Consider the following 21,445-nt stretch of genomic DNA (forward strand, 5'->3'; position numbering starts at 1 on the left):
CTTTTAGCTGAATTCCAGCCGCTACACATGTCCATGAGACACAATGGGGCTATGTCAAACATTTTTGGTGGTCCCAAAGCCGTTGAGGAGTCCCGCAGCGTCCCCCAAGGGGACACCGTAGGCTCGTACACCTCGTATTTGGACGCCCAGAAGGCGGTGGACTACTTGGCGGATCAGCAGTTCCCTGTTCAGCTGGTGTCGATCGTGGGCAATGACCTCAAAATGGTGGAGCGGGTGACCGGCCGCCTGAGTTACCCGAGGGTGGCACTGTCCGGTGCCCTCAGCGGCATGTGGTTCGGCCTGTTCGTCGGCGTCATGCTGTCCTTCTTCACTCCCGCCGGGGGTCCGTTCTCTATCATCACCTCAGTTCTGATGGGTGCCGCTTTCTTCATGCTGTTCGGCATCGTCACTTATGCCACGCAACGCGGAAAGCGTGACTTCACCTCCACCAGCCAGGTGGTGGCCACTAATTACGACGTCATTGTCGCAGTGGAGGCAGCCCAGGAGGCCCGCCGACTGCTCCATCAGCTGCCGATGAACCCGTCCCAGGCTGCTACGCCGCAGGCCAGCGGCTACAACCAGCCAAGCGCACCCTTCCAGCAGCCCGGTCAGGCGCCTGAGCGGCCCACCACGTGGAATGATCCCTATGGCCAGCGCGCCCCTGAGCGAAGTGGCTCAAGTGCCCCGGAGGGACAGAACGCAGCCCCGGCGAACCAGCCGGCGCCAGCCCCCGCGCCGGCAGCTGTCCGGTACCCCGACCTCCCGGACGGACGTCCGCAATACGGTGTTCGGGTAAGCGACGGACAGGCTCCTGCACGGAATCATGAACAAAACGCGCCGCAGGAAGATTCACAGCAGTCCAGCTCCGAGGATTCTTCCAAGCAGTAGACGCCTCCGCAGGACAACAATTTTCCTCAGTACAGATTTTCGTCAGTACAGAAGGGAAGGCCACCGGATCCCCGGTGGCCTTCCCTTTTGTTCTGTTGAGTCCCTGGGTTATTCCAGAGGCCTGGTTAGCCCTGGGCTTCCTGGTAGATGCCTGCCATCCAGGACTCGACGTCGTCGGCCTTGCGCGGCAGCGCGGCGCTGAGGTTGACGGGTCCGTCGGAGGTCATGAGGATGTCGTCCTCGATGCGGACGCCGATCCCGCGGTACTCCTCGGGGATGGCGAGGTCTTCGTTCTTGAAGTACAGGCCAGGTTCGATCGTGAAGACCATGCCCTCGGTGAGGATGCCATCAAGGTAGAGCTCACGTTTTGCCTGCGCACAGTCGTGGACGTCGAGTCCCAGGTGGTGGCTGGTGCCGTGAGGCATCCAGCGACGATGCTGTTGGCCCTCGGGGGAGATTGCTTCCTCGACGGAGACGGGCAGCAGGCCCCATTCAGCCAGGCGTTCGGCCAGGACCGTAGTTGCCGCCGTGTGGATGTCCCGGAACTTCACGCCCGGTTGTGCGGCCGCGAAGCCGGCGTCTGCGGCGTCGAGTACAGCTTCATACACCTTCCGCTGGACGTCGGTGAAGGTGCCGGTGGCCGGAAGCGTGCGGGTGATGTCAGCTGTGTAGAGGGAGTCGGCCTCCACTCCGGCGTCCAGGAGCAGGAGTTCGCCGGCGTTGACGGTACCGGAGTTGCGGTTCCAGTGCAGCACCGTGGCGTTGTTGCCTGACGCTGCAATGGTGTCGTAGCCGAGTTCATTGCCTTCCTCGCGGGCTCGGGCAAAGAAGGCGCCTTCGACTACCCGCTCGCCGCGCTGATGGGTCAACGCGCGGGGGAGTGCGCGGACTACGTCAGCGAAGCCTTCCACCGTTGCAGCCACGGCAATCTTCATCTGCTCGATTTCCCAGTCGTCCTTGATCAGGCGCAGTTCGGACAGTGCTTCGCTGAGCTTCTCATCCAAGGCGTCCAGTTCGCCGAGGTCAAGGTTCTCGGGGTCCTTGGCCGTGTTGTACCGGGCGGTGTCCACTAGGGCGTCAATGTTCTCGTCTGTTTTGCGGACCAGCCGAATGGAGATGCCGCCGATTTCCGGGGCGCCAACATTCTTGGTGATCGCCATTTCGAGCTCGGAGATGTGGGCCGTGGGAAGGCCGAGACGGGCTTCGAATTCGGCCAGTGTGGGGCGCGCACCTATCCAGAACTCGCCGGCGCGCGAGTCAGCGTAGAACTGTTCGGTATCCCGGCCGGCCAACGGGCGGAAGTAGAGCGTGGCAGTGTGGTGACCGCCGTCGTCGCCCTTTCCTTCGGCTACGGGCTCGAGGATCAGTACGGCGTCGGGCTCGTGGTCCAGCCCCAGCCCCGTGAGGTGGGCGAACCCGGAGTGGGGGCGGAAGCGGTAGTCGCAGTCGTTGGATCGGACCTTCAGCGGACCGGCCGGGATGACTAGACGTTCGCCTTTGAACTGTTCGGAAATAGTACGACGCCGGCGTGCGGCGTGGTCTGCAACGGCGTCACGCGCAGGGGTCACCTGCGGGGCGGGCGCCCAATTGCTGGCCATGAATGCCTTGAAGGCATCTGACGTGGGCCTTTGCGAGCGGTTGTTGACACGCTCCTGCAGTGGCTGGGAGGACGAGTTCTGGGTGTTTTCGGCATCGTTCACCGTTACATCGTCCCACCAGTTAGGTGAGGAGGCCAACGGCGCAACCCGCCAAGCGGGCCCGCATCCCATAGGCTGGGAAAGTGAGGATAGACCTGCATGCGCACTCGAATGTTTCCGATGGAACCGAGACACCGGCCGGGGTGATCATTTCCGCCGTCTCGGCCGGTCTGGATGCCGTGGCCCTGACAGACCACGATTCCACAGATGGCTGGGAGCCTGCCGCTGCCGCCGCACGGGAGCATGGCATTGCATTCGTACCCGGGATGGAGATCTCCTGCCGTACGGAGCAGGGAATCAGCGTCCACTTGCTCAGTTACCTCCACGACCCCGCCCATGCCGGCCTGCTGGAGGAAATTACCAAGTCCAAGGATGCCCGGCTCACCCGTGCCGAGCATATGGTCACTTTGCTGTCCGAGGATTATCCATTGACCTGGGACGACGTGATCCACCATGTTGCACCCGGTGCCACGGTGGGCCGCCCCCACATTGCCGATGCTTTGGTGGCCGCCGGCGTGGTGGCGGATCGAACGGAAGCGTTCACTTCCATCCTCACCTCCCACTCGCGGTATTTCGTGCAGCACTATGCGCCCAACCCGGCTTTCGCCGTCGAGCTTGTCCGCGCGGCTGGCGGCGTGCCCGTCTTCGCCCATCCGGTGGCTTCATCGAGAGGACGGATCGTGGGGGAGCGCACTTACCGGGACATGATTGATGCCGGAATGTTGGGACTTGAGGTTGAACACCGGGACAACCCGGAGGAGGGCCGCGCTTTCCTCCGTGGCCTGGCGGTCGAACACGGCTTGCTCATGACAGGATCTTCCGACTATCACGGGGCAGGAAAACCCAATCTCTTGGGCGAGAACACCACCCCGCCCGAGGTCTTGTCCAGGATCGAGGAGCTGGCAACGGGCAGCACGGTCATCCGGTGATGCCCGGGCATTCTGTGAGAGGAGTCCGCTGATGGACCTGCAGCTGCTGGCCTCCGTGATCATCACGTTGTTCGTGATCATGGATCCGCCGGGTACAGTCCCGATATTCATGTCCTTGACGGCCCAAATGTCCGCCAAGGACCGGAATCGTTCCGCGTTCCAAGCCCTCTTGGTGGCCACAGGTGTGATCGTGGTGTTCGCGATCTTCGGCCAGTCGATTCTCAACTACATGCACATCTCGCTGGCGGCGTTGCAGGGTGCCGGTGGCCTGCTCCTGGTGCTGATCGCGCTGCAGCTGCTCACAGGCTCCACCAGCGGCGAGGAAAACGCCGCCAAGTACAAGAACGTGGCGTTCGTGCCGCTGGGCACACCGCTCATGGCCGGGCCGGGCGCGATTGTTGCCGTCATGGTGTTCGTGCAGCAGTCCAGCCAGCTCGCGGAGTATCTGGCGGTGGGTCTGGGCATCGCTGTGGTGCTTGGCTCGTTGTACCTGGCGATGCGCTTCGCGGGCGTCGTTCAGCGGGTCCTCGGTGAAAACGGTGTGGAGCTGGTGACGCGGATCGCCGGCCTGCTGCTCTCAGCCATTGCCGTGCAGATGATCGCGGACGCCGTTCAGGCCTTCGTGAAGGGTGCTGCCTGATCCAGGCCCGTGTCCGGCAGGGCCCCAATGTGGCGGAAGTCTGCCTTGTTGCCCAGCCTTTTCCGCATGACGTCGATGGCTTGCTCGTTCTGGTCGACGCACACAAAGTTGCGGCCCAACTTGGCTGCCACAGCTCCGAGGGTCCCTGAACCAGCGAAGAAATCGAGGCACCAATCGCCCTCACGGCTTGATGCGGAGACAATCCTGCGTACCAGGCCCTCGGGCTTTTGGGTGGGGTAACCGGTCTTCTCGCGGCCGGTAGGCGAGACGATGGTGTGCCACCAGACATCCGTGGGCAGCTTGCCGAGCTCACGTTTGGCGGGGGTGACCAGGCCAGGTGCCATGTACGGTTCCCGGTCCACTTCGGCGTTGTCGAAGTGATACTTGGTGGGGTTCTTGACGTACACCAGAATGTTGTCGTGCTTGGTGGGCCAGCGGTTCTTGGCGCGGGCGCCGTAATCGTAGGCCCAGATGATCTCGTTAAGGAAGCATTCCCGGCCGAAGATGGAGTCCAGCATCACCTTGGCGTAGTGGACTTCCCGGTAATCCAAATGCAGATACAGGGTGCCGTCGTCGGCCAGCAGCCGCCAAGCCTCCACGAGCTTGGGCTCCAGGAAGGACCAGTAGTCGCTGAAGGCGTCGTCGTAGCTGTGCAGGGCGCCCTTGATGGTGTCGTAAGAGCGGCCTTTGAAGCCGACGCGGTCGCCGTCGCCGTCCGCGTTGCGGACCATGCGGGTTTCCTGGCGGCGTTGGACCCGGCCCGTGTTGAAGGGCGGGTCCACGTAGATGAGTGTGAAGGCGCCGTCCGGCAGCGTAGGGAGGAATTCCGCGTTGTCCGCGTGCACCACCAAGTTGCCGCCGTCCGGCGCCCAAACAGATTCAGTCATTGAGGTTTTTAGGCCTCGGTGCTACCGGACTGGGCAGCTGCGGTCTCACCGGAAACCACTTCGCCGTTGCGGCGGCGCGTGCGGGTCCGGCGCGTGCGGGCCGGCTTTTCTGCGTTGTCTGCGGTGGCAGTGCGGGTTTCCGATGCACCGGCAGCGGGGGCTGTCTCACCATCAGAGGTACGACGGCGGCGCGTACGGTTGCGGCCACCCTCGCCCTTGGATCCGCTGGACTCGGCGTCGCCGGACCTACCGGAGCGTCCACGACCGCCATCACGACCGCCGTCGCGCTTGCCGTCACGTCCGCCATCGCGGCCTGAGCCGCCGGAGCGTGCATTCTTCTTGCCGGTTTCGCCGAGGTCCTCGAGGACTTCGGCGTCAACGCCGGCGAGGACGCGCTTGTTGCGCGGCAGACGACCCTTGGTGCCCTCGGGAATGTCCAGATCCGTGTACAGGTGCGGCGATGAGGAGTAGGTTTCAACGGGCTCGGGAACACTAAGTCCGAGGGCTTTGTTGATCAGGCCCCAGCGAGGCATGTCGTCCCAGTCAACAAACGTGACGGCGGTGCCCTTGTTGCCGGCGCGGCCCGTACGTCCAACGCGGTGCAGGTAGATCTTTTCGTCCTCCACGCACTGGTAGTTGATGACGTGGGTAACGTCATCGACGTCGATGCCGCGGGCTGCGACGTCGGTGGCCACCAGGACGTCAACCTTGTTGTTGCGGAACGCGCGGAGGGCCTGTTCACGGGCGCCTTGGCCGAGGTCGCCGTGAATGGCTGCAGCCGCGAAGCCGCGGTCCACGAGTTCCTCGGCAACCTTTGCGGCGGTGCGCTTGGTCTTGGTGAAGATGATGGTTCGGCCACGTCCGCGGGCCTGCAGGATGCGGGCCACAACCTCGGTCTTGTCCATGCTGTGCGCGCGGTAGATGAGCTGGCGGATGTCGCGCTTGGTCAGGCCTTCATCATTGGGGTCGGCTGCCCGGATATGGGTGGGCTGCGTCATGTAACGGCGAGCCATCGCGATGACGGGGCCGGGCATGGTTGCCGAGAAGAGGAGGGTCTGGCGGACTGCGGGGGTGCCGGCAATCAGGGTTTCCACGTCCGGGAGGAAGCCAAGGTCCAGCATTTCGTCGGCCTCGTCAAGGATGACCATTTTGACGTTCTTGAGGCTGAGGTGCTTTTGCTTGTAAAGGTCGATCAACCGGCCGGGGGTGCCGACAACGATTTCCACGCCCTTCTGCAGGGCATCAATCTGGGGTTCGTAGGCACGGCCGCCGTAGATGGTGGCGATGCGGGCGTTGCGCTTGCGTGACGCGGCCTGGAGGTCGTTGGCTACCTGCACGGCAAGCTCACGCGTGGGGACGATGACCAGGGCCTGCGGTGCGCCCGGGACAGCGAGCTTGGCGTATCCTGCATCATCCCTCCCGGCGACGCGCTGGAGGGCGGGGATGCCGAAGCCCAGCGTTTTTCCGGTACCGGTTTTGGCTTGGCCGATGATGTCGTGGCCGCTCAAGGCGACCGGCAGGGTCATGGCCTGGATCGGGAACGGGTGTGTGATTCCGGCGTCGGCCAAAGACTCAACGATGTCGGCGCGGACGTTGAAATCAGCGAACGACTTCTCTTCGATCTCGTGGGGCGTCTCATCCGAGATGATCGTTTCCTCGGGTTCGATGGATTCGGTTCCGGTGGAGTCCGTCAGGACTTCGTGGGTATGCAATTCACTCACAGGGAGTTTCCTTATTCATTTAGGCATTGGCGCTGCATGCTCAACGGGGCGGTAGAGCCGTACCGGAGCACGAACGGGCGCGCAAGCAAATCCAGTGGAAGCCGATCGCGGGCTATCTAAGTACTGGCACTGGTGACCAGTTGGTACATCTCAAGATCGCGTAGGGGCGGGCTTGTTGAGTTCAAAAATTAACTGAATCAACGACCGGGCATCCATTACTACACGCCCAGTCTATCCTCTGAGGGCCGGAAAGCCCGGATCGCCGCATGAACGCCGGTCAGGGCAGCAGCTCGAACCTGATTTCCCGGCTGGCAATGTCGGCCTTGAGCAACCGCACCCGGACTGTGGTTCCGGACTCCATTTCTCCGTCACACCGGGCGGTAACCGCGGGGTCTGCTATCTGTATGACGCCGAAGGGCCCGTTGCCGTTGCTGCTGCCGTTGCCGTTCTTTGAGCTGGATCCGTTGGAGGGTTTGGATCCGGAAATGACGACGGCGTCGAATTCCTGGCCGATGTGATTGGCCACCAAGGCTGCTTCCACGGTGTCCAGTGCGGCGCGCTCAAGGCGTCCGGCCAATTGGTCTGAGGAGGCCATGATCTCCGGCAGCGAGGGGAGTGCTTCCCGGGCCCATTGCGGGATGTCGTGGTTGTTGCTGAGTGCTTCGCAGATCACCAAGACAAAGCGATCGATGAGCCGCCGCAGGGGTGCGGTGGTGTGCGCATACGGAGCCCCGATGGCTGCTTGGATGACCTCCGCGGGCACCTCACCGTCAAAGGGTGTGTAACCGGCGCCCCTGAACAACATGCCGGCAGAGTGCAGGATGGCCAACTGTTTGGGATCGGATGCGTCCAAGGTCCGCAAATATTCGCCATAGGATACTTGGCCGTCCCAGGGCTTTCCGAGTGCAGAAGTCTGGCGCTTGAAATGGAGCAGGGATCGATCGTCAGGTGCCGGCATGGTGCGCAGTATCCCCACTTTGCCATCAAGCATCATCTGAGCTGCGGCCATACCGGTCATGAGGGATATCTGCGCGTTCCAGTCCTCAACCGGCAGCGACGGCGCAGCGACGATCCTGTACCCGCCGCCGTCGGTGGCTTGAACTATTTCCTGTTCCGGCATGTTCAGGCTTGCGCCCCCACGTTGCCGCTCCAGCTCAACGCGTTTGAGCCCTACTTCTTTGAGGAGCTGCAGAACGGGTGGGGCCGTACCGTCGTCGAGTTGCTGTTGAGCGCCCTTGTAGCTCAGTTTGGCCCTGCTGCGCACGGCAGCCCGGGCAACGGTGACCGTCTGAACTTCGGCTTTGGCATCCAAGTCAAAACGCCACACGAAAGCACTGCAATCCTGGTTGGCAAGCAGGCTGCCGGCGTTCTCGCTGATAACTTCCGGATGCAACGGGATCCGCCCGTCAGGAGCGTAGAAGGTTTGTCCGCGTTGACGCGTTTCTGCGTCCAACGCCCCACCCGGAGCCACGAAAGACGGAACATCGGCGATTGCGTAGAGGACCGTGTAACCGTTACCGGTGCGGTCGATGAACAGGGCCTGGTCCAGGTCGGTGGATGTCGCCGGATCGATAGTCACAAACGCTATGTCCCGCAGGTCCTGTTCCGGAAGCTCGAGGGCGTCTACGGCCTGCTGTGCTTCTTCCACAGCGTCTGCAGGGTATTCACCGGGGAGTTCCAGCTCTGTCCTGAGAGCGGCAAGGGCCGCGGCGAGCTGGTCCGATGAGTCGTCGACGTTGGGTGCTATCCGATGATGTGACACGAAAATCAGGTTAGCCCGAAATGGGCCGATAGTCTTGGACGCGCTAGCGAAGGAACCCGCCGTCCATGAGGGACGGCGGGTTCCTTCTTTGAGCGCGTAAGCCTGTCCGGGTGGGTTATTGACCGGCCGGAGGTGTCAGCGTGAAGGTTGCGGCCTCATCGCCATAGACATCAGTGACCACGATCTTGGTGGGGCCGTTCTTGATGTCGAACGCGATCACTCCCTGTTTGACCTCCCCCGTGGCGACGCTCCCCATCGGCAGGCTGCCCAGGTCCTCAGTGAGGAACAGCAACTCACCTTCTTTTCCGTCAGCGTCGAAGGCCTGGAAGTTCGTTGAGGAAGCGAAGCTTGTCCCCGTCAGTGTCTCCCAGGACACCTCCACCACGAGGAACCCCCCGTTGGCGGGTTTCATGTACGACATCGAGGGGATTTCGTTGGTGTAAAGAGAATCGACCACGCCCACCTTTACCTTGGTGCTGTCATCAACATCCACGGTGAAGGAGTTCGCCTCGTTGGCAGTGCCAGGCGAGGGCACCAGGGGCCCTTGACTGGCGGAAGGGAGCGGTGCAGCAGGTGTGGTTCGTCCCTGCTGGACTGCAGCGGCGAAGAGGGTGAAAGACAGCACAGTGGACACAATTCCCACGATCACACCAGCGAACCAGACGACGATGGTGATGATCCACGCCTTCTTCTTGTTCTCCAGGTAGCCTGCCAGCGGCCTGCCCTCTTTGTCCCGGGCGTTTCCTGTCAAGGTGATGATGAGGTCCACAACGGACCAGATGCCGAAGCCGCCGGCAGTGAGCAGCTTCGCGATTCCGGTACCAATCTTGCCCAGATAGAAGCGGTCCACACCCAAGCCACCCAGAAGCAGCGCCAAAATCCAGGTGGTCATGAAGGACTTGGCCGGAACCGCCCCGCCCGTAGTTCCATAAGGGCCTGAAGCCGGTCCGGGTTGGTAGCCAGGCTGTGCTCCACCTTGGAACTGGCCGCCGTAAGCATAAGGCGCGGCCGGGACCTGCGGAACTCCTGATCCGGCATCGTTTTGGGGCGTGGGCGGGTAACTCGGGTGACTCATGGAAATTCCTTCAGTGAAGTGGGTGCGAGGAGGAGGACGGGCGGTATGCAGGGCACATGGCAGTCAACTCACGTCGAGCCAGCCTAGTAGGAACGATGCCGGAAGCAGAACGCAAACCCCGGGAATCTCATGCCCGGCCAGGGATAGGCTGGGTTCATGGGCATATCCCCGGACGCCGCAGCCTCTGCCAGGGAACTCTCAGCGGAGTTGCTTGGAGCCATGGCCTATGGCGAGCTGTCTGCTTTCGGACGGCTCTCGCTGGACTCCCGTTATGCTCCCACCCTTCATGACAGGTCAGTGCTGGCGAAGATCGCTGTGGGTGCCTACGGCAACTTCGCGCTCCTCAGCGATCGATTGGTGGAGATGGGGGTCGACCCCGAACATGCGATGCTGCCGTTCCAGCGTTCCTTCGACCATTTCCACGAGCGCACCAAACCGGGAGACTGGTTCGAATCCGTCATGAAGGCCTATGTGATCGACACTGTGTCGTCGGACTTCTACAGGGCTGTCGCGATGTTCCTTGACCCACAAACGCAGCATTTTGTTGAACGGGTGGCTTCCCCCGATCAAGCCACTGAAGTCCTTCGGGTTCTGCTGAGGAGGGCCCTGAGTGATGACCCACGCCTGGCATCGCGCCTTGCACTGTGGGGCCGCCGCCTGGTGGGAGAGGCCTTGACGCAGGCGCAACGCGTCGGCATGGAGCACCCGCGGCTGGGCCCAACGCTGAGAAGCGGAGGGGACTCGCGTGCTGAGGTGAAACGGCTGACGACGGAACTCGCCGGGAAGCATTCCCGCCGGATGACGGGCCTTGGCCTGACAGCGTAGACGCCGGCCAGCTCAGGACCGGCTAGGGCTCAACGGTGTCCAACGCCTGCAGCAGCGACTTCGCTGCCGCCGTCGGGTCTGTTGCCTCCGTGATGGCGCGCACGACGACGATGCGGCTGGCCCCCGCGGCGACCACCTGTTCAACGTTGCTGTGGTCGATGCCGCCAATGGCGAACCATGGAAGTGTCTTCACGTCGCCTGCACGTTTCTGTGCCTCTGCGGCATATGTGACCAAGCCCGGACCCACAGCCGCGCGCCCGGGTTTGGTGGGCGTTGCCCAGACCGGACCCACACAGAAGTAGTCCAGTCCCAAGGGACCTTGGGCGGTAGCAATTGCCGCGTCGATTTGTTCCGGTGTGTGGGTGGAAAGACCGATGCCGGTGACATTCGGCAGGAGTGTGCGGGCGGCCGTCAGAGGCAGGTCCTTCTGACCGATGTGGAACACGGGAGCCCCGGAAATACTGGCAACATCGGCCCGGTCGTTGACAGCCCACAGCCGTCCGTGCCGTTGTGCGACGCTCCGCAAAACGGCCAACATTTCAAGCTCCTCGGCAGCTTCCAGCGTCTTGTCGCGGAGCTGGATGATGTCCACACCACCGGCGAAAGCGGCGTCCACAAAGTCTTCAAAATCGCCCTGCCGTTGACGGGCATCAGTGCACAAATAGAGGCGGGCAGAGGCGAGGGCGTCAGGCTGGGTCATGGAAACCAGAGTAGTTCCTCTAAACTGGGCACGTACTGCGGGAGCCGCGACATTCGTCATATGACTGTCCGGCTGAGAGGGCTTCAGCGCCGACCGCTTGACCTGATCCGGCTAGTACCGGCGTAGGGAAGGAAACCAATGGCAGATCCCCGCCATACCCCCATCCAGGCAGACGTGGCCGTCATTGGCGGCGGCATCATAGGCCTGGGCATCGCCCACGAAGCCAGGCGGCTGGGCCGTTCAGTGGTGCTGATCGACCCCGCCCCGGCCTCGGGCGCAACGTTCGCCGCCGCCGGAATGCTTGCACCCGTCAGCGAACTGCATTACCAGGAGGAAGACCTCCTGGAATTGATGATTGAGTCTTCCCGGCTGTGGCCCTCCTTCGTGGACAGACTGCACTTGGGGGGAGCGGGCAGCGGATACCGCACGACGCCCACCCTCGCCGTGGGTGCCGACGCAGCCGACCGCAGGGCGCTCGCAGACCTCAGGAACGTACAGCTCGCAGCTGGCTTGGGAGTCGAACCTCTTGCCCTGCGGGACGCGAGGAACCGCGAGCCGCTCCTTAGCCCGCAGATTTCCTGCGCTTTCGACATTCCCGCCGACCACCAAGTGGATCCGCGAAAGCTCGCCGCCTGCATCCTGGCTGGATTGGCTAACCATTCGCCTGACGACGCCTCCTGGGTGCCCGGGGCCGATGACGGATTCGCCGTTCTTTCCCCGGCGCGCGGTGTGCTGCGAGATGGCGGGCGGGTCACCGGAGTGGAACTCGAATCCGGAGTCGTGGTCCTTGCCGCGGAGACTGTGGTGGCCAACGGGCTGGGGGCATCCCACGTGTCGGGGCTCCCTGAGGGACTGACCCTTCCAGTGCGGCCGGTCTATGGCGACATCCTCCGGCTTCGCGTCCCCGAAAAGCTCCGGCCCTTGGTGACGTCCACTGTTCGGGGGATGGTTCGAGGCGTTCCGGTTTACATCGTTCCCCGGGACGACGGAACCGTGGTGATCGGAGCGACGCAACGCGAAGACCGGTTGTCAGCGACTTCCAACGCAGTCTCGGCCGGCGGCGTCTATCAACTGCTGAGGGATGCCCAAACTCTGGTCCCCGCAGTGGCGGAACTGGAACTCCTTGAAGCAACTGCCCGCGCCCGCCCCGGCACTCCGGACAACGCCCCCCTGCTTGGACGGGTCAGCGGTCCCCACGGCGACATTGACGGCTTGGTGATCGCTACAGGATTCTTCCGCCACGGTGTACTCCTGACTCCCGTAGCCGCCAGGATCGTGGGCGAACTCATCAACGGATCCAAGGACCCTCGATGGGCTCCGTTCCTGCCTGATCGCTTCGCGGGCAACGCTTCAGTTCCCCAAGTACTCACACCAGCAGCACACGCTCCCACCAAGGAAACAGCATGAACATCAAACTCAACGGAACCGATCACGCAGTCTCCGATGACGCATCCGTCAGCACTCTGGTCACAGCGATCACGGGCCGCGCCTTGGACCCTCGCGGTCAAGCGGCCGACGGCGGCAAGCTGGGAGTCGCGGTCGCACGTAACTCCGAGGTGGTGCCCCGCAGCCAATGGGCCGTGACGGCGCTGGCCGACGGAGACGAACTCGAACTCGTAACAGCAGTCCAAGGAGGCTGAACCATGACAACAGCAAACATTGACGGTCGAACCACTGATGTGCTGGCGATCGACGGCGTGGAATTCGGTTCCCGACTCATCATGGGCACCGGAGGCGCGCCGAGCCTTGATGGCCTGGGATCAGCGCTCCTGGCTTCGGGGACCGAGCTCACCACCGTAGCCATGCGGCGCTACTCACCCGCCGAAACGGGATCGCTGTTCCAGCTCCTGGTGGACCACAACATCCGGGTACTTCCCAACACTGCGGGCTGCTTTACTGCCAAGGACGCCGTGATGACCGCTGAACTGGCCCGCGAAGCGCTGGAGACAGATTGGGTGAAGTTGGAAGTCATCGCCGACGAACACACGCTCCTGCCCGACGCCGTGGAACTGGTGGATGCAACGGAACAACTGGTGAACCGGGGCTTCAAGGTTTTCGCCTACACAAATGACGATCCCGTGCTCGCGCTCAGGCTCGAGAACCTGGGTGCCACCGCCGTCATGCCCTTGGGATCACCCATTGGAACCGGCCTCGGCATCCTGAACCCACACAACATTGAACTCATCGTGTCCCGGGCCTCCGTACCCGTGGTCCTCGACGCGGGAATCGGAACCGCCTCCGATGCCGCGTTGGCCATGGAGCTGGGCTGTGACGCCGTCCTGCTGGCCACCGCTGTAACCCGGGCCCAGAACCCGGTGCAGATGGGGGAGGCCTTCAAGCACGCTGTCATCGCCGGTAGGCTGGCGCTGCAGGCAGGCCGGATTCCCCGGCGGGAGCACGCGCTCGCGTCCTCGGCGATGGAAGGCCGGGCAGAGTTCCTCTGATCCGCACCCTCGGAATGTGGCAGCCGGGCTCGGCGACGCATTTCAGAACGACAACCTCGGCGCACACGCGGCGTCGTGCGGGGGCTTAAGTCGTGCCGGGGCTTAAACAGTAGTGACCGCCACCAGTGGGTGACGGTCACTACTGTTTAAGGTTCTAAAGCCGCAGCGCCTTGGTGAGGGCCGCAGTATCGTGCTGGGTCCTGGTCCGGCCGAGAAAGAGCACCACGGCAACCGCCGCGGCAGTGCCGAGCACAATAGGTAGGACCCACGGAATCCACGTTGCGCCAGGCTGGTAGCCCAATCCGGCGCTGATGAACGCGATCCAACTCAGGGTGCCCACAGCTGCTGAGACACCGGCCGGCAGCGCGATCCCGTACTTGCCGTGCCGCTTGTCGTTGGCCCACACAATGAAACCAGTGGCAATGGTGGCCAGAACCACCACGACGAGAGAAAGCATGAAAACTCCTTAGCGGACGACGAGACGTAGGAAGACCCTAGAGAGCGCCGAAGCCGACGCGCCGGGTTTCCTCGGCGCCGATTTCCACGTAGCCCAGCACGTTGCCGGGAACAATGACCTGTCGGCCCTTGTCATCAGTGAGGCGAAGCTCGGAGCCTTTGGTCACGGCCTCAGCCACAATCTTGGCGACGGCGTCGGCATCCAGGGAGGATTCGAGCACGATCTCACGGCCAACGTTCTGAATGCCGATCTTTACTTCCACAGCAAGGCCTCCAAGCCAATCAAGTGTTAAGTCAGTCCTCTATTTGTAGCCTAGGACTCTTTGGGGAATCGACTGATTCCGCGCCAAGCTAAACGATAGATCAGATCGCTGGCCACATCGAGGTCCAGGTTTCCGTCCGTTTCGAGCCAATATCTGGCGCTGACCTGAGCCATTCCGGCCAAACCACGGCCAAGAAGCTGCGCTTCCAGAGGGGGCAGCTTGGTGTCCTCGGCAATAACACGGGCCACGGCGTCCGCGAACGTTTTGTTGAAAGTCTCCAAACGCGAACTGACATCGGCATCATTGATCAGGTCCGATTCGAACACCAGGCGATGGGCTTGGTCGTCGTCGGCAATGAACCTGTAGTAAGCGCGCATGACGGCCTTGACGCGTTCCTTGTTATCCGTGGTGGAGTTCAAGGCGTTGAGCATCAGTTGCGTCAGTGTTGCAAGGTGGCTGTCCAGGAGCGCCATGTAAAGCTCGCGCTTGGAGGGGAAGTGCTGATAGAGCACTGGTTTGCTCACGTGGGCGGCCTCCGCGATTTCGTCCATGGCTGCCCCGTGGAAGCCGTTGGCAACGAATACTTCCAGCGCCGCGTTCAGCAACTGTGCGCGGCGCTCGTCCCGCGGCAACCTTGGTGAACGCGTTGTACCTGCCCGTTCCTGCCTGGCCGGTGCCCCATCGTTTGCCCGTGTGCCGTCAGCCACAGTCTGCCGCCTTTCCTTCGCAGTTATGACTACTCTACCGGGGGGTAATATGACCGGGCGGCATCTGCAGGCATAGATTGGGGTATGGCCTCAATTGTTGCTGCCCACGCTACTGCGCCCGCTGTCCTCCCGCCCCTCGTTGAACCGGCCGCCGAACTTACGCCGGCCGAGGTGGAGCGGTATTCCCGGCATCTCATCATTCCTGAAATTGGCGCCCTGGGCCAACGCAGGCTCAAGAACGCCAAAGTCCTGGTCATAGGCGCCGGTGGCCTTGGTTCCCCCGCACTGCTGTACCTGGCCGCCGCCGGAGTGGGCACCCTGGGCATACTGGACGATGACGCGGTGGACCTTAGCAACCTGCAGCGGCAGGTCATCCATGGTGTGAAGGACGTGGGTACGCCCAAGGTCGAATCCGCACGTGACGCCATCGCAGAACTCAACCCCTTGGTCAACGTTGTCCTGCACAATGTCCGCCTTGACGCTTCCAATGCGCTGGATCTGTTTGCGCAGTATGACCTCATCCTGGACGGCGCTGACAACTTTGCAACGCGGTATCTGGTGAACGACGCCGCTGCCATCCTCGGCAAGCCCTATGTCTGGGGATCCATCTTCCGCTTTGACGGCCAGGTGAGCGTCTTCTGGGCCGACCACGGGCCCACGTACAGGGATCTCTACCCGGAAGCGCCTCCCGCCGGCTCGGTGCCGTCCTGTGGCGAGGGTGGCGTGTTCGGCATGCTCTGCGCAGCGGTTGGATCGCTCATGGTCACCGAGGCCGTGAAGCTGATTACCGGCGTCGGGCGTTCATTGCTGGGCCGGGTGGCACTTTTTGATGCTTTGGGCGGAAACTGGCGCGAGATCAAGGTCTCAAAGGATCCGGAAGCCGAACCCATTACGGAATTGACCGACTACGAGGCCTTCTGTGGAGTAACGCCGCCGGCGGCCACGGACCAGGAGCACACTGTTTCCGCCAAAGACCTGGCCGCAATGCTTGCCGAACGGGAGTTGGGGGAGCGGGACTTCGAACTCGTGGATGTCCGCGAGTCGGGCGAGCACAGCATCGTGAGCATCGACGGCTCTATCCTGATTCCGCAGGGCCGCATACTCTCCGGCGAAGCGTGGGTGGAGCTGCCGCAGGACAGGGACATCGTGTTCCACTGCAAGGCCGGGACTCGATCGGCTGCTGTCCTTGAAGCGGCGCAAAAGGCCGGCTACACGCGCGTCAGCCATCTCGACGGCGGTATTCTCGCCTGGGTGCGCGATGTGGAACCGGAGAAGCCCATTTACTGATCGTTGCCCGTTCAGGCCTTTGTCTGTAAAGCTCAACCATGAGCGAAGATCTGGCAGAGACCCTGCAACACCCTCTTGGTTCCGGTTTTGGGCACGGTTCCACCGCCCGGGAGGTCATCGATGGAATCGACCTCGCCGGAAAGGCGGCTATCGTTACCGGCGGATACTCCGGGCTCGGCCTGGAGACAGTTCGGGCGCTGGTTTCAGCCGGCGCGGAAGTCACAGTCCCGGCTCGCAGGACCCAACACGCGAAGGAGGTGCTGGCTGGCGCCGGTCTCGGTGACACGGTCACGGTGGAAGAGATGGACCTGGCAGACCAGGACAGCGTTAAAGCATTCGCCCAGCGATACATGGCCGGGCACGGTTCGTTGGACATCCTCATCAACAACGCGGCCATCATGGCAAGCCCGGAAGAACGCGTGGGACCGGGCTGGGAAGCCCAGTTCGCCACCAACCACCTGGGGCACTTCACTCTGGTCAACGCTCTCTGGCCTGCCCTGTCGGCATCCGGCAACGCCCGCGTAGTTTCCTTATCCTCCACCGGCCACAAGCTGTCCCCGATCCGGTTCGAGGACATCAATTTCGCTACCGGCTACGACAAATGGCGGGCCTATGGTCAGGCCAAGACGGCCAATTCACTTTTTGCCGTGGAACTTGACCGGCGGGGACGGGAATTCGGCGTGCGGTCTTTCGCGGTGCATCCAGGGGGCATCATGACTGAGCTGCAACGGCATTTGCCCAAGGAAGAGATGGTGGCCGCAGGCTGGATGGACGGCGAGGGAAATCTCCGGGAAGGATTCAAGACGCCGGAACAGGGCGCAGCAACCTCGGTTTGGGCGGCGACGTCACCGGCTTTGGCAGGCAAAGGCGGGGTTTACTGCGAGGACTGCGACATCGCCAATCCCACCGACAAAGATTCACCCCTCGCCCGCTACCAAGGTGTGGACGCGCACGCTATCGACAAAGCAGAAGCAGGGAAACTGTGGGACCTGTCCGCCGAGCTGACAGGTATCAACGCTTTCGCGTAAGTGGCGAGGTGGCCTCAGGCGCTTTCGGAGCGGAGTTGCCCGTGATCCACCGGGCACTCCGCGGCCGGGGCGGCTTGGGGCTTCTCCACTTCGATGCCGTAGAGGGCTTCCAGAGCGGCAACATACTCTTCCTGTTGGCCGTTGGCTGCCAGTTCGCGTGCCCTGACCGTGGGAATGTGCAGGAGCTGCTTGACCATCCGGCGAAGGGCGAACTCAACCTCTTCGGCGGCGGCGGTGCAACCATGCCGTGCCCGGACTTTTTCCATTTCCGCGTCAAGGACGTTCATGGTGTGGCGGCGCAGCGCCACAATGGCAGTGTCCACGGAGCGGGCTTCGCGTTCGGACTCGAAAGTGGTGGCGGCGCCGTTGACTATTGCGCTGGCCTGGGAAAGTGACTCTGCCTGCTCCTGAGGCGCAGCCAGCCGTACGGATTCAAGCGTCAGGAGCTCAACGCCATCGAGTTCGCCCACTGCGGGGTCGAAGTCGTGGGTGAGGGCGAGGTCGATAGCGATCAAGGGTTTGCCCGAGTGGGCCCGGACGCGGGCAAGATCGGCGGCCTCCACTCTGTTGTCAGAGCCGCTGCAGCCAATCATGACGTCAGCTGCGGCAACAGCAGCGGGAAGAGTGTCGGCGTCGAGCGCTGTTCCGCCGCGGGTGGCTACAAAGCCTTCGGCGCGGCCGGAAGAAGAGTAAACGGAGACGTCTGTGCAGCCGCGCTCCCGCAGAAGCGACATGGTTGCGCCGGCGTAGGCCCCGGTTCCGAAGACCACAACCTTTTTGCGGGACCAATCGTCGTTTTCGGCGAGGTCGGTGGCAAGGTCCAATGCGACGGAAACGATCGAGAGCCCGCGCGAGCCGAGGGCTGTCTGCGCGCCGACATCCTTGGCCGTTTTGGAGGCCGCCTGGAACAAGCGCACAAGGCCGGAGCTGGCGGTGCCTTCCTGCTGTGCTGTGATCAGCGCCCGGCGAACCTGGCCTGCGATCTCGCGCTCACCTACCACGGCTGAATCCAGGCCGGCGCTCACAGCGAACAGGTGCCGTGTGACGTCCGGACCGGTGTTTGTGGCGAAGGAGCGTGAGACGAGTTGCTCGTTGAGGCCGCTGAGTTCGCTGATCTGGGAGACAAGGGCCGAACGAGCCGCCTCAAGGTCAGCTCCGTTGGCTGTTTCTCCGTAAATTTCGTAGCGGTTGCACGTGGCCAGGACAACGGCTCCGGAAACCAGGGAGGAGTCTGTCAGGGCTGCCGAGGCAAGCTCAGAGGAACCGTTGCTCAACTGAGCGACAGTTTCGAGGTCGATGTCGGCGTGTGTAGCCACCAATGAGAAAAGAACCACAGCACCCCAATCATAGCTTTTTCGTAGCCCGGTAGAACAATGCAGCACCGTGGTGATCCCCACGAAGGCCAGTGATCCCCGACACAACGGCCCGGGCCGGGCGCGACGTGACAGCTTGTCGTTATCTTTTGCCCCGGATTTTCGGCACAATCGAAGGCATGACTTCTAGCGCGGCAGCATCCAACAGTACGGCTTCCAACGCCCCGGCGGGAACCCTCGGCGCCAACCACCCGCTCAACGACGGCCGTACCTCGGACTCGCCGTTGATCACTGCCTACCGCGGTGGCACGCCGTCCCGCAGGCCTGTATGGTTCATGCGCCAGGCGGGTCGTTCCCTGCCTGAGTATCTGAAGGTCCGCCAAGGCGTTGCCATGCTGGACTCTTGCCTGCGGCCTGAACTGGCCGCCGAGATCACCCTGCAGCCGGTTCGCCGCCACGACGTTGACGCCGCCATCTTCTTCTCGGACATCGTTATTCCGTTGAAGCTCGCCGGCGTGGGAGTGGACATCGTCCCCGGCGTAGGACCCGTGTTGGACAAGCCGGTGCGAACGGCAGCTGATGTGGCCGCCCTTCCCACCCTGACGTGGGAAGCCCTCGAGCCGATCCGCGAAGCCGTCCGCCTGACGGTTGCCGAACTCGGAAAGACCCCGCTGATCGGCTTCGCCGGTGCGCCATTCACCCTGGCCGCCTACATGGTTGAAGGGAAGCCCTCCCGTGATCACCTCGGGCCCCGAACCATGATGCACGCCGATCCCGAGACGTGGGCGGCGCTGGCCAACTGGGCTGCCGATACCTCCGGAATGTTCCTTCAGGCCCAACTTGAGGCAGGCGCTTCGGCGGCGCAGCTCTTCGATTCCTGGGCCGGATCCCTTGGCCTGGCTGACTACACCAAGTACGTGGCGCCGGCATCCACCCGGGCGCTGGACCACGTCCGTGGACTCGGGGCGCCGTTGATCCACTTTGGAACCGGCACTTCCGAGCTTCTGGTTGCCATGCGCGACGTCGGCGTAGACGTCATAGGTGTGGACTACAGGCTGCCCTTGGACGAAGCCAACCGACGCCTGGGTGGAACTGTGCCGCTTCAAGGCAACATCGACCCCGCTCTTCTGTCCGCCCCGTGGGAGGTCCTTGAAGCCCACGTCCGGGAGGTCATCGCTGCTGGTTCCCACGCCCCGGGCCATGTGCTGAACCTTGGTCATGGAGTTCCTCCCGAAACAGACCCCACCGTTCTGACGCGCGTTGTGGAGCTCATCCACTCCATCCCTGCGGAGTAGGCGCTATGCGCGCGGGGCATGCGACGTCCACGTCGGAGCCGATACCAGCAGCTGCACGGCCAACTGCCGTGGTAGTTGGCGGCGGCATCTCAGGCCTGATCGCTGCGCGGGAGCTTGCCGCGGCCGGGTCAGCGGTTACTGTCCTCGAGGCGACCACCGCATGGGGAGGCTGCGTGGGAAGCCATGTTGTTGCCGGGCTGCGTCTGGACAGCGGGGCGGAGTCGTTTGCCACACGGTCCACGGCCGTCGCCGACCTCGCGCGTGAGTTGGGCCTGGCGGACCATATAGTTGCTCCCCATCCCGGAGGTGCCTGGGTGCAGCTTCCGGACGGCCCGCAGGAGCTTCCCAAAACCGGAGTACTCGGTATTCCCGCGAATCCCTGGGACCCTGAGGTTCGACGATCCCTGGGTCTCCTCGGAGCCATCAGAGCCTCGTTTGACCGCTGGCTCCCGGCATCTGTCGGTACGTCCGCGGAGGTCACCAGTGTTGCCGCTCTGGTTGGTACCCGTATGGGCAAAAGGGTTCTGGAGCGGCTTGTTTCGCCGGTGGTAGGCGGCGTTCATTCCGCTGACCCTGCCCTTTTGGACGTGGATATGGTGGCCCCGGGCCTGCGCGCCGGAATCCGCTCTCATGGCTCACTTGCTGCTGCTGTCGCAGCTCAACGCAAAGGGGCCAAGGACGCCCCGTCTTCATCCTCCGGGGCGTCGTCCGGAACGGCAAAAGCGGGTTCCGCCGTGGCCGGCCTGAAGGGTGGAATGAACACTCTGGTGGACGCCCTCGTCGCTGACCTGCAGGAGCGGGGGGTTCAGTTGCTCGCCGGTCGGCGTGCCGAGGACGTTGTGAAAACTGAAGAGGGTTGGCGGGTCACCGCTGAAAGTTCCACCTACGACGCCGGCCGCCTGGTGGTTGCGCTTGACGGCCCGGCCGCCGTCAGGTTGCTGGAGAAGTCCTTGCCTGTGCTGTCCGGCCTCCGTCCGGCTCCAGGACCCCTGGTAAGCCTGGTGACCTTGGTGGTGGACCTGCCGCAACTTGATGGCAGGCCCAGGGGGACCGGAATCCTGGTTGCACCCGAAACCCCGGGGATCAAGGCCAAGGCCCTCACCCATGCAACGGCGAAGTGGGATTGGTTGGCTGACGAAGCCGGTCCGGGCACCCACGTCCTGCGCCTGTCCTATGGTCGGCGTGAAGTGGCAGGCGGCGGCGCGGACGTTGTCATGGACGATGAGTCGCTCCTTACCGCCGCCGTGGCAGATGCTTCCGCGCTGCTGACGGTTCCGGTATCCAAGGCGGACATCGTGGATTGGGATGTGGTGCGCTGGGCTGGCGCCCTGCCGTTCGCCGCCGTCGGTCATAAACAGCGCGTGGCGGAGGTTCGTCAGGCGTGCGCGTCTGCCAACCGCCTTACCGTGGTGGGCGGCTGGTTGGCCGGGAACGGCCTTGCTGCAGTAGTGGCCGACACTCGTGCGCAAGTGGCCCGGGTGCATGCAGGCTGATCACCAGAATGGTGATTTGCGTCACTTCTACGCCT

Annotated in this window: 21 protein-coding genes and 1 riboswitch; of the genes, 11 read left to right on the forward strand and 10 right to left on the reverse strand. The window is 63.1% G+C overall.

The window, feature by feature from the left end; all coding sequences use genetic code 11:
* The first annotated feature begins 51 nt into the window (after positions 1-51).
* Positions 52-888: a general stress protein gene (locus tag HAV21_RS01625; protein ID WP_208095763.1), complete on the forward strand. Its 837-nt coding sequence runs from the start codon at positions 52-54 to the stop codon at positions 886-888.
* 125 nt (positions 889-1,013) lie between these two features.
* Here the strand turns inward: HAV21_RS01625 and HAV21_RS01630 are convergent, their stop codons facing one another.
* A complete protein-coding gene (locus tag HAV21_RS01630; protein ID WP_142938489.1) occupies positions 1,014-2,588 on the reverse strand; it encodes an aminopeptidase P family protein in 1,575 nt (524 codons plus the stop codon).
* An 80-nt stretch (positions 2,589-2,668) separates the two neighbouring features.
* Between HAV21_RS01630 and HAV21_RS01635 the strand changes: the two genes are divergently transcribed.
* On the forward strand, positions 2,669-3,514 hold the full coding sequence (locus HAV21_RS01635) for a PHP domain-containing protein (RefSeq protein ID WP_166840060.1): 846 nt from the start codon (positions 2,669-2,671) through the stop codon (positions 3,512-3,514).
* Between the two features lie 31 nt (positions 3,515-3,545).
* Positions 3,546-4,154: a MarC family protein gene (locus tag HAV21_RS01640; RefSeq protein ID WP_142938491.1), complete on the forward strand. Its 609-nt coding sequence runs from the start codon at positions 3,546-3,548 to the stop codon at positions 4,152-4,154.
* On the opposite strand, the gene HAV21_RS01645 is transcribed toward HAV21_RS01640, so the two are convergent.
* The 4 genes from HAV21_RS01645 to HAV21_RS01660 form a co-directional block, all read right to left on the reverse strand.
* Entirely contained in the window at positions 4,127-5,041 is a 915-nt protein-coding gene (locus HAV21_RS01645; protein ID WP_166840061.1) for a site-specific DNA-methyltransferase, read from the reverse strand. The genes HAV21_RS01640 and HAV21_RS01645 overlap by 28 nt on opposite strands.
* Positions 5,042-5,049: 8 nt before the next feature.
* Entirely contained in the window at positions 5,050-6,762 is a 1,713-nt protein-coding gene (locus HAV21_RS01650) for a DEAD/DEAH box helicase (RefSeq protein ID WP_142938493.1), read from the reverse strand.
* A gap of 277 nt (positions 6,763-7,039) precedes the next feature.
* Positions 7,040-8,524, reverse strand: coding sequence for an RNB domain-containing ribonuclease (locus tag HAV21_RS01655; RefSeq protein WP_142938494.1), 1,485 nt, complete (start codon positions 8,522-8,524; stop codon positions 7,040-7,042).
* A gap of 115 nt (positions 8,525-8,639) precedes the next feature.
* Positions 8,640-9,599: a TM2 domain-containing protein gene (locus tag HAV21_RS01660; RefSeq protein ID WP_166840062.1), complete on the reverse strand. Its 960-nt coding sequence runs from the start codon at positions 9,597-9,599 to the stop codon at positions 8,640-8,642.
* Positions 9,600-9,755: 156 nt separating this feature from the next.
* On the opposite strand from HAV21_RS01660, the gene HAV21_RS01665 reads away from it, so the two are divergent.
* Entirely contained in the window at positions 9,756-10,424 is a 669-nt protein-coding gene (locus tag HAV21_RS01665) for a ferritin-like fold-containing protein (protein WP_166840064.1), read from the forward strand.
* A gap of 22 nt (positions 10,425-10,446) precedes the next feature.
* On the opposite strand, the gene thiE is transcribed toward HAV21_RS01665, so the two are convergent.
* The gene (gene thiE, locus HAV21_RS01670; RefSeq protein WP_166840065.1) at positions 10,447-11,124 is read right to left on the reverse strand and encodes a thiamine phosphate synthase; all 678 of its coding nucleotides are present in this window, start codon (positions 11,122-11,124) and stop codon (positions 10,447-10,449) included.
* Between the two features lie 27 nt (positions 11,125-11,151).
* A riboswitch (TPP riboswitch) is annotated at positions 11,152-11,270 on the forward strand.
* On the opposite strand from thiE, the gene thiO reads away from it, so the two are divergent.
* From thiO to HAV21_RS01685, 3 genes are all read left to right on the forward strand, one after another.
* Positions 11,263-12,531, forward strand: coding sequence for a glycine oxidase ThiO (gene thiO / locus HAV21_RS01675; protein WP_142938498.1), 1,269 nt, complete (start codon positions 11,263-11,265; stop codon positions 12,529-12,531). It overlaps the preceding riboswitch by 8 nt.
* Positions 12,528-12,764 carry a sulfur carrier protein ThiS gene (gene thiS / locus HAV21_RS01680; protein ID WP_011775416.1) on the forward strand — a complete coding sequence of 79 codons (237 nt, stop codon included), beginning with the start codon at positions 12,528-12,530 and terminating at the stop codon, positions 12,762-12,764. The genes thiO and thiS overlap by 4 nt, the downstream gene beginning before the upstream one ends.
* Before the next feature lie 3 nt (positions 12,765-12,767).
* Positions 12,768-13,568 carry a thiazole synthase gene (locus tag HAV21_RS01685; RefSeq protein ID WP_166840067.1) on the forward strand — a complete coding sequence of 267 codons (801 nt, stop codon included), beginning with the start codon at positions 12,768-12,770 and terminating at the stop codon, positions 13,566-13,568.
* 154 nt (positions 13,569-13,722) lie between these two features.
* Here HAV21_RS01685 and HAV21_RS01690 read toward each other — a convergent pair whose 3' ends face one another.
* From HAV21_RS01690 to HAV21_RS01700, 3 genes are read right to left on the reverse strand one after another with little or no spacing between them, the layout of a single operon-like run.
* The gene (locus tag HAV21_RS01690) at positions 13,723-14,025 is read right to left on the reverse strand and encodes a hypothetical protein (RefSeq protein ID WP_011775413.1); all 303 of its coding nucleotides are present in this window, start codon (positions 14,023-14,025) and stop codon (positions 13,723-13,725) included.
* Positions 14,026-14,062: 37 nt separating this feature from the next.
* Positions 14,063-14,287, reverse strand: coding sequence for a DUF3107 domain-containing protein (locus tag HAV21_RS01695; RefSeq protein WP_142938500.1), 225 nt, complete (start codon positions 14,285-14,287; stop codon positions 14,063-14,065).
* Between the two features lie 50 nt (positions 14,288-14,337).
* Positions 14,338-15,072 carry a TetR/AcrR family transcriptional regulator gene (locus HAV21_RS01700; RefSeq protein WP_166840884.1) on the reverse strand — a complete coding sequence of 245 codons (735 nt, stop codon included), beginning with the start codon at positions 15,070-15,072 and terminating at the stop codon, positions 14,338-14,340.
* A gap of 6 nt (positions 15,073-15,078) precedes the next feature.
* Here HAV21_RS01700 and moeB point away from each other — a divergent pair, with 6 nt between their 5' ends.
* Both moeB and HAV21_RS01710 read left to right on the forward strand, forming a co-directional pair.
* A complete protein-coding gene (gene moeB, locus HAV21_RS01705; protein ID WP_142938502.1) occupies positions 15,079-16,281 on the forward strand; it encodes a molybdopterin-synthase adenylyltransferase MoeB in 1,203 nt (400 codons plus the stop codon).
* 38 nt (positions 16,282-16,319) lie between these two features.
* Entirely contained in the window at positions 16,320-17,309 is a 990-nt protein-coding gene (locus tag HAV21_RS01710) for an SDR family NAD(P)-dependent oxidoreductase (protein ID WP_166840068.1), read from the forward strand.
* Positions 17,310-17,323: 14 nt separating this feature from the next.
* On the opposite strand, the gene HAV21_RS01715 is transcribed toward HAV21_RS01710, so the two are convergent.
* Complete coding sequence (locus HAV21_RS01715) at positions 17,324-18,643, reverse strand: glutamyl-tRNA reductase (protein WP_166840070.1); 1,320 nt, start codon at positions 18,641-18,643, stop codon at positions 17,324-17,326.
* A 158-nt stretch (positions 18,644-18,801) separates the two neighbouring features.
* Here HAV21_RS01715 and hemE point away from each other — a divergent pair, with 158 nt between their 5' ends.
* On the forward strand, positions 18,802-19,917 hold the full coding sequence (gene hemE / locus HAV21_RS01720; protein WP_166840072.1) for a uroporphyrinogen decarboxylase: 1,116 nt from the start codon (positions 18,802-18,804) through the stop codon (positions 19,915-19,917).
* Positions 19,918-19,922: 5 nt separating this feature from the next.
* On the forward strand, positions 19,923-21,410 hold the full coding sequence (gene hemG, locus HAV21_RS01725; protein WP_166840074.1) for a protoporphyrinogen oxidase: 1,488 nt from the start codon (positions 19,923-19,925) through the stop codon (positions 21,408-21,410).
* Positions 21,411-21,445 lie beyond the last annotated feature (35 nt).

Source organism: Paenarthrobacter sp. MSM-2-10-13 (genome assembly GCF_011605365.1).
Lineage (GTDB): Bacteria > Actinomycetota > Actinomycetes > Actinomycetales > Micrococcaceae > Arthrobacter.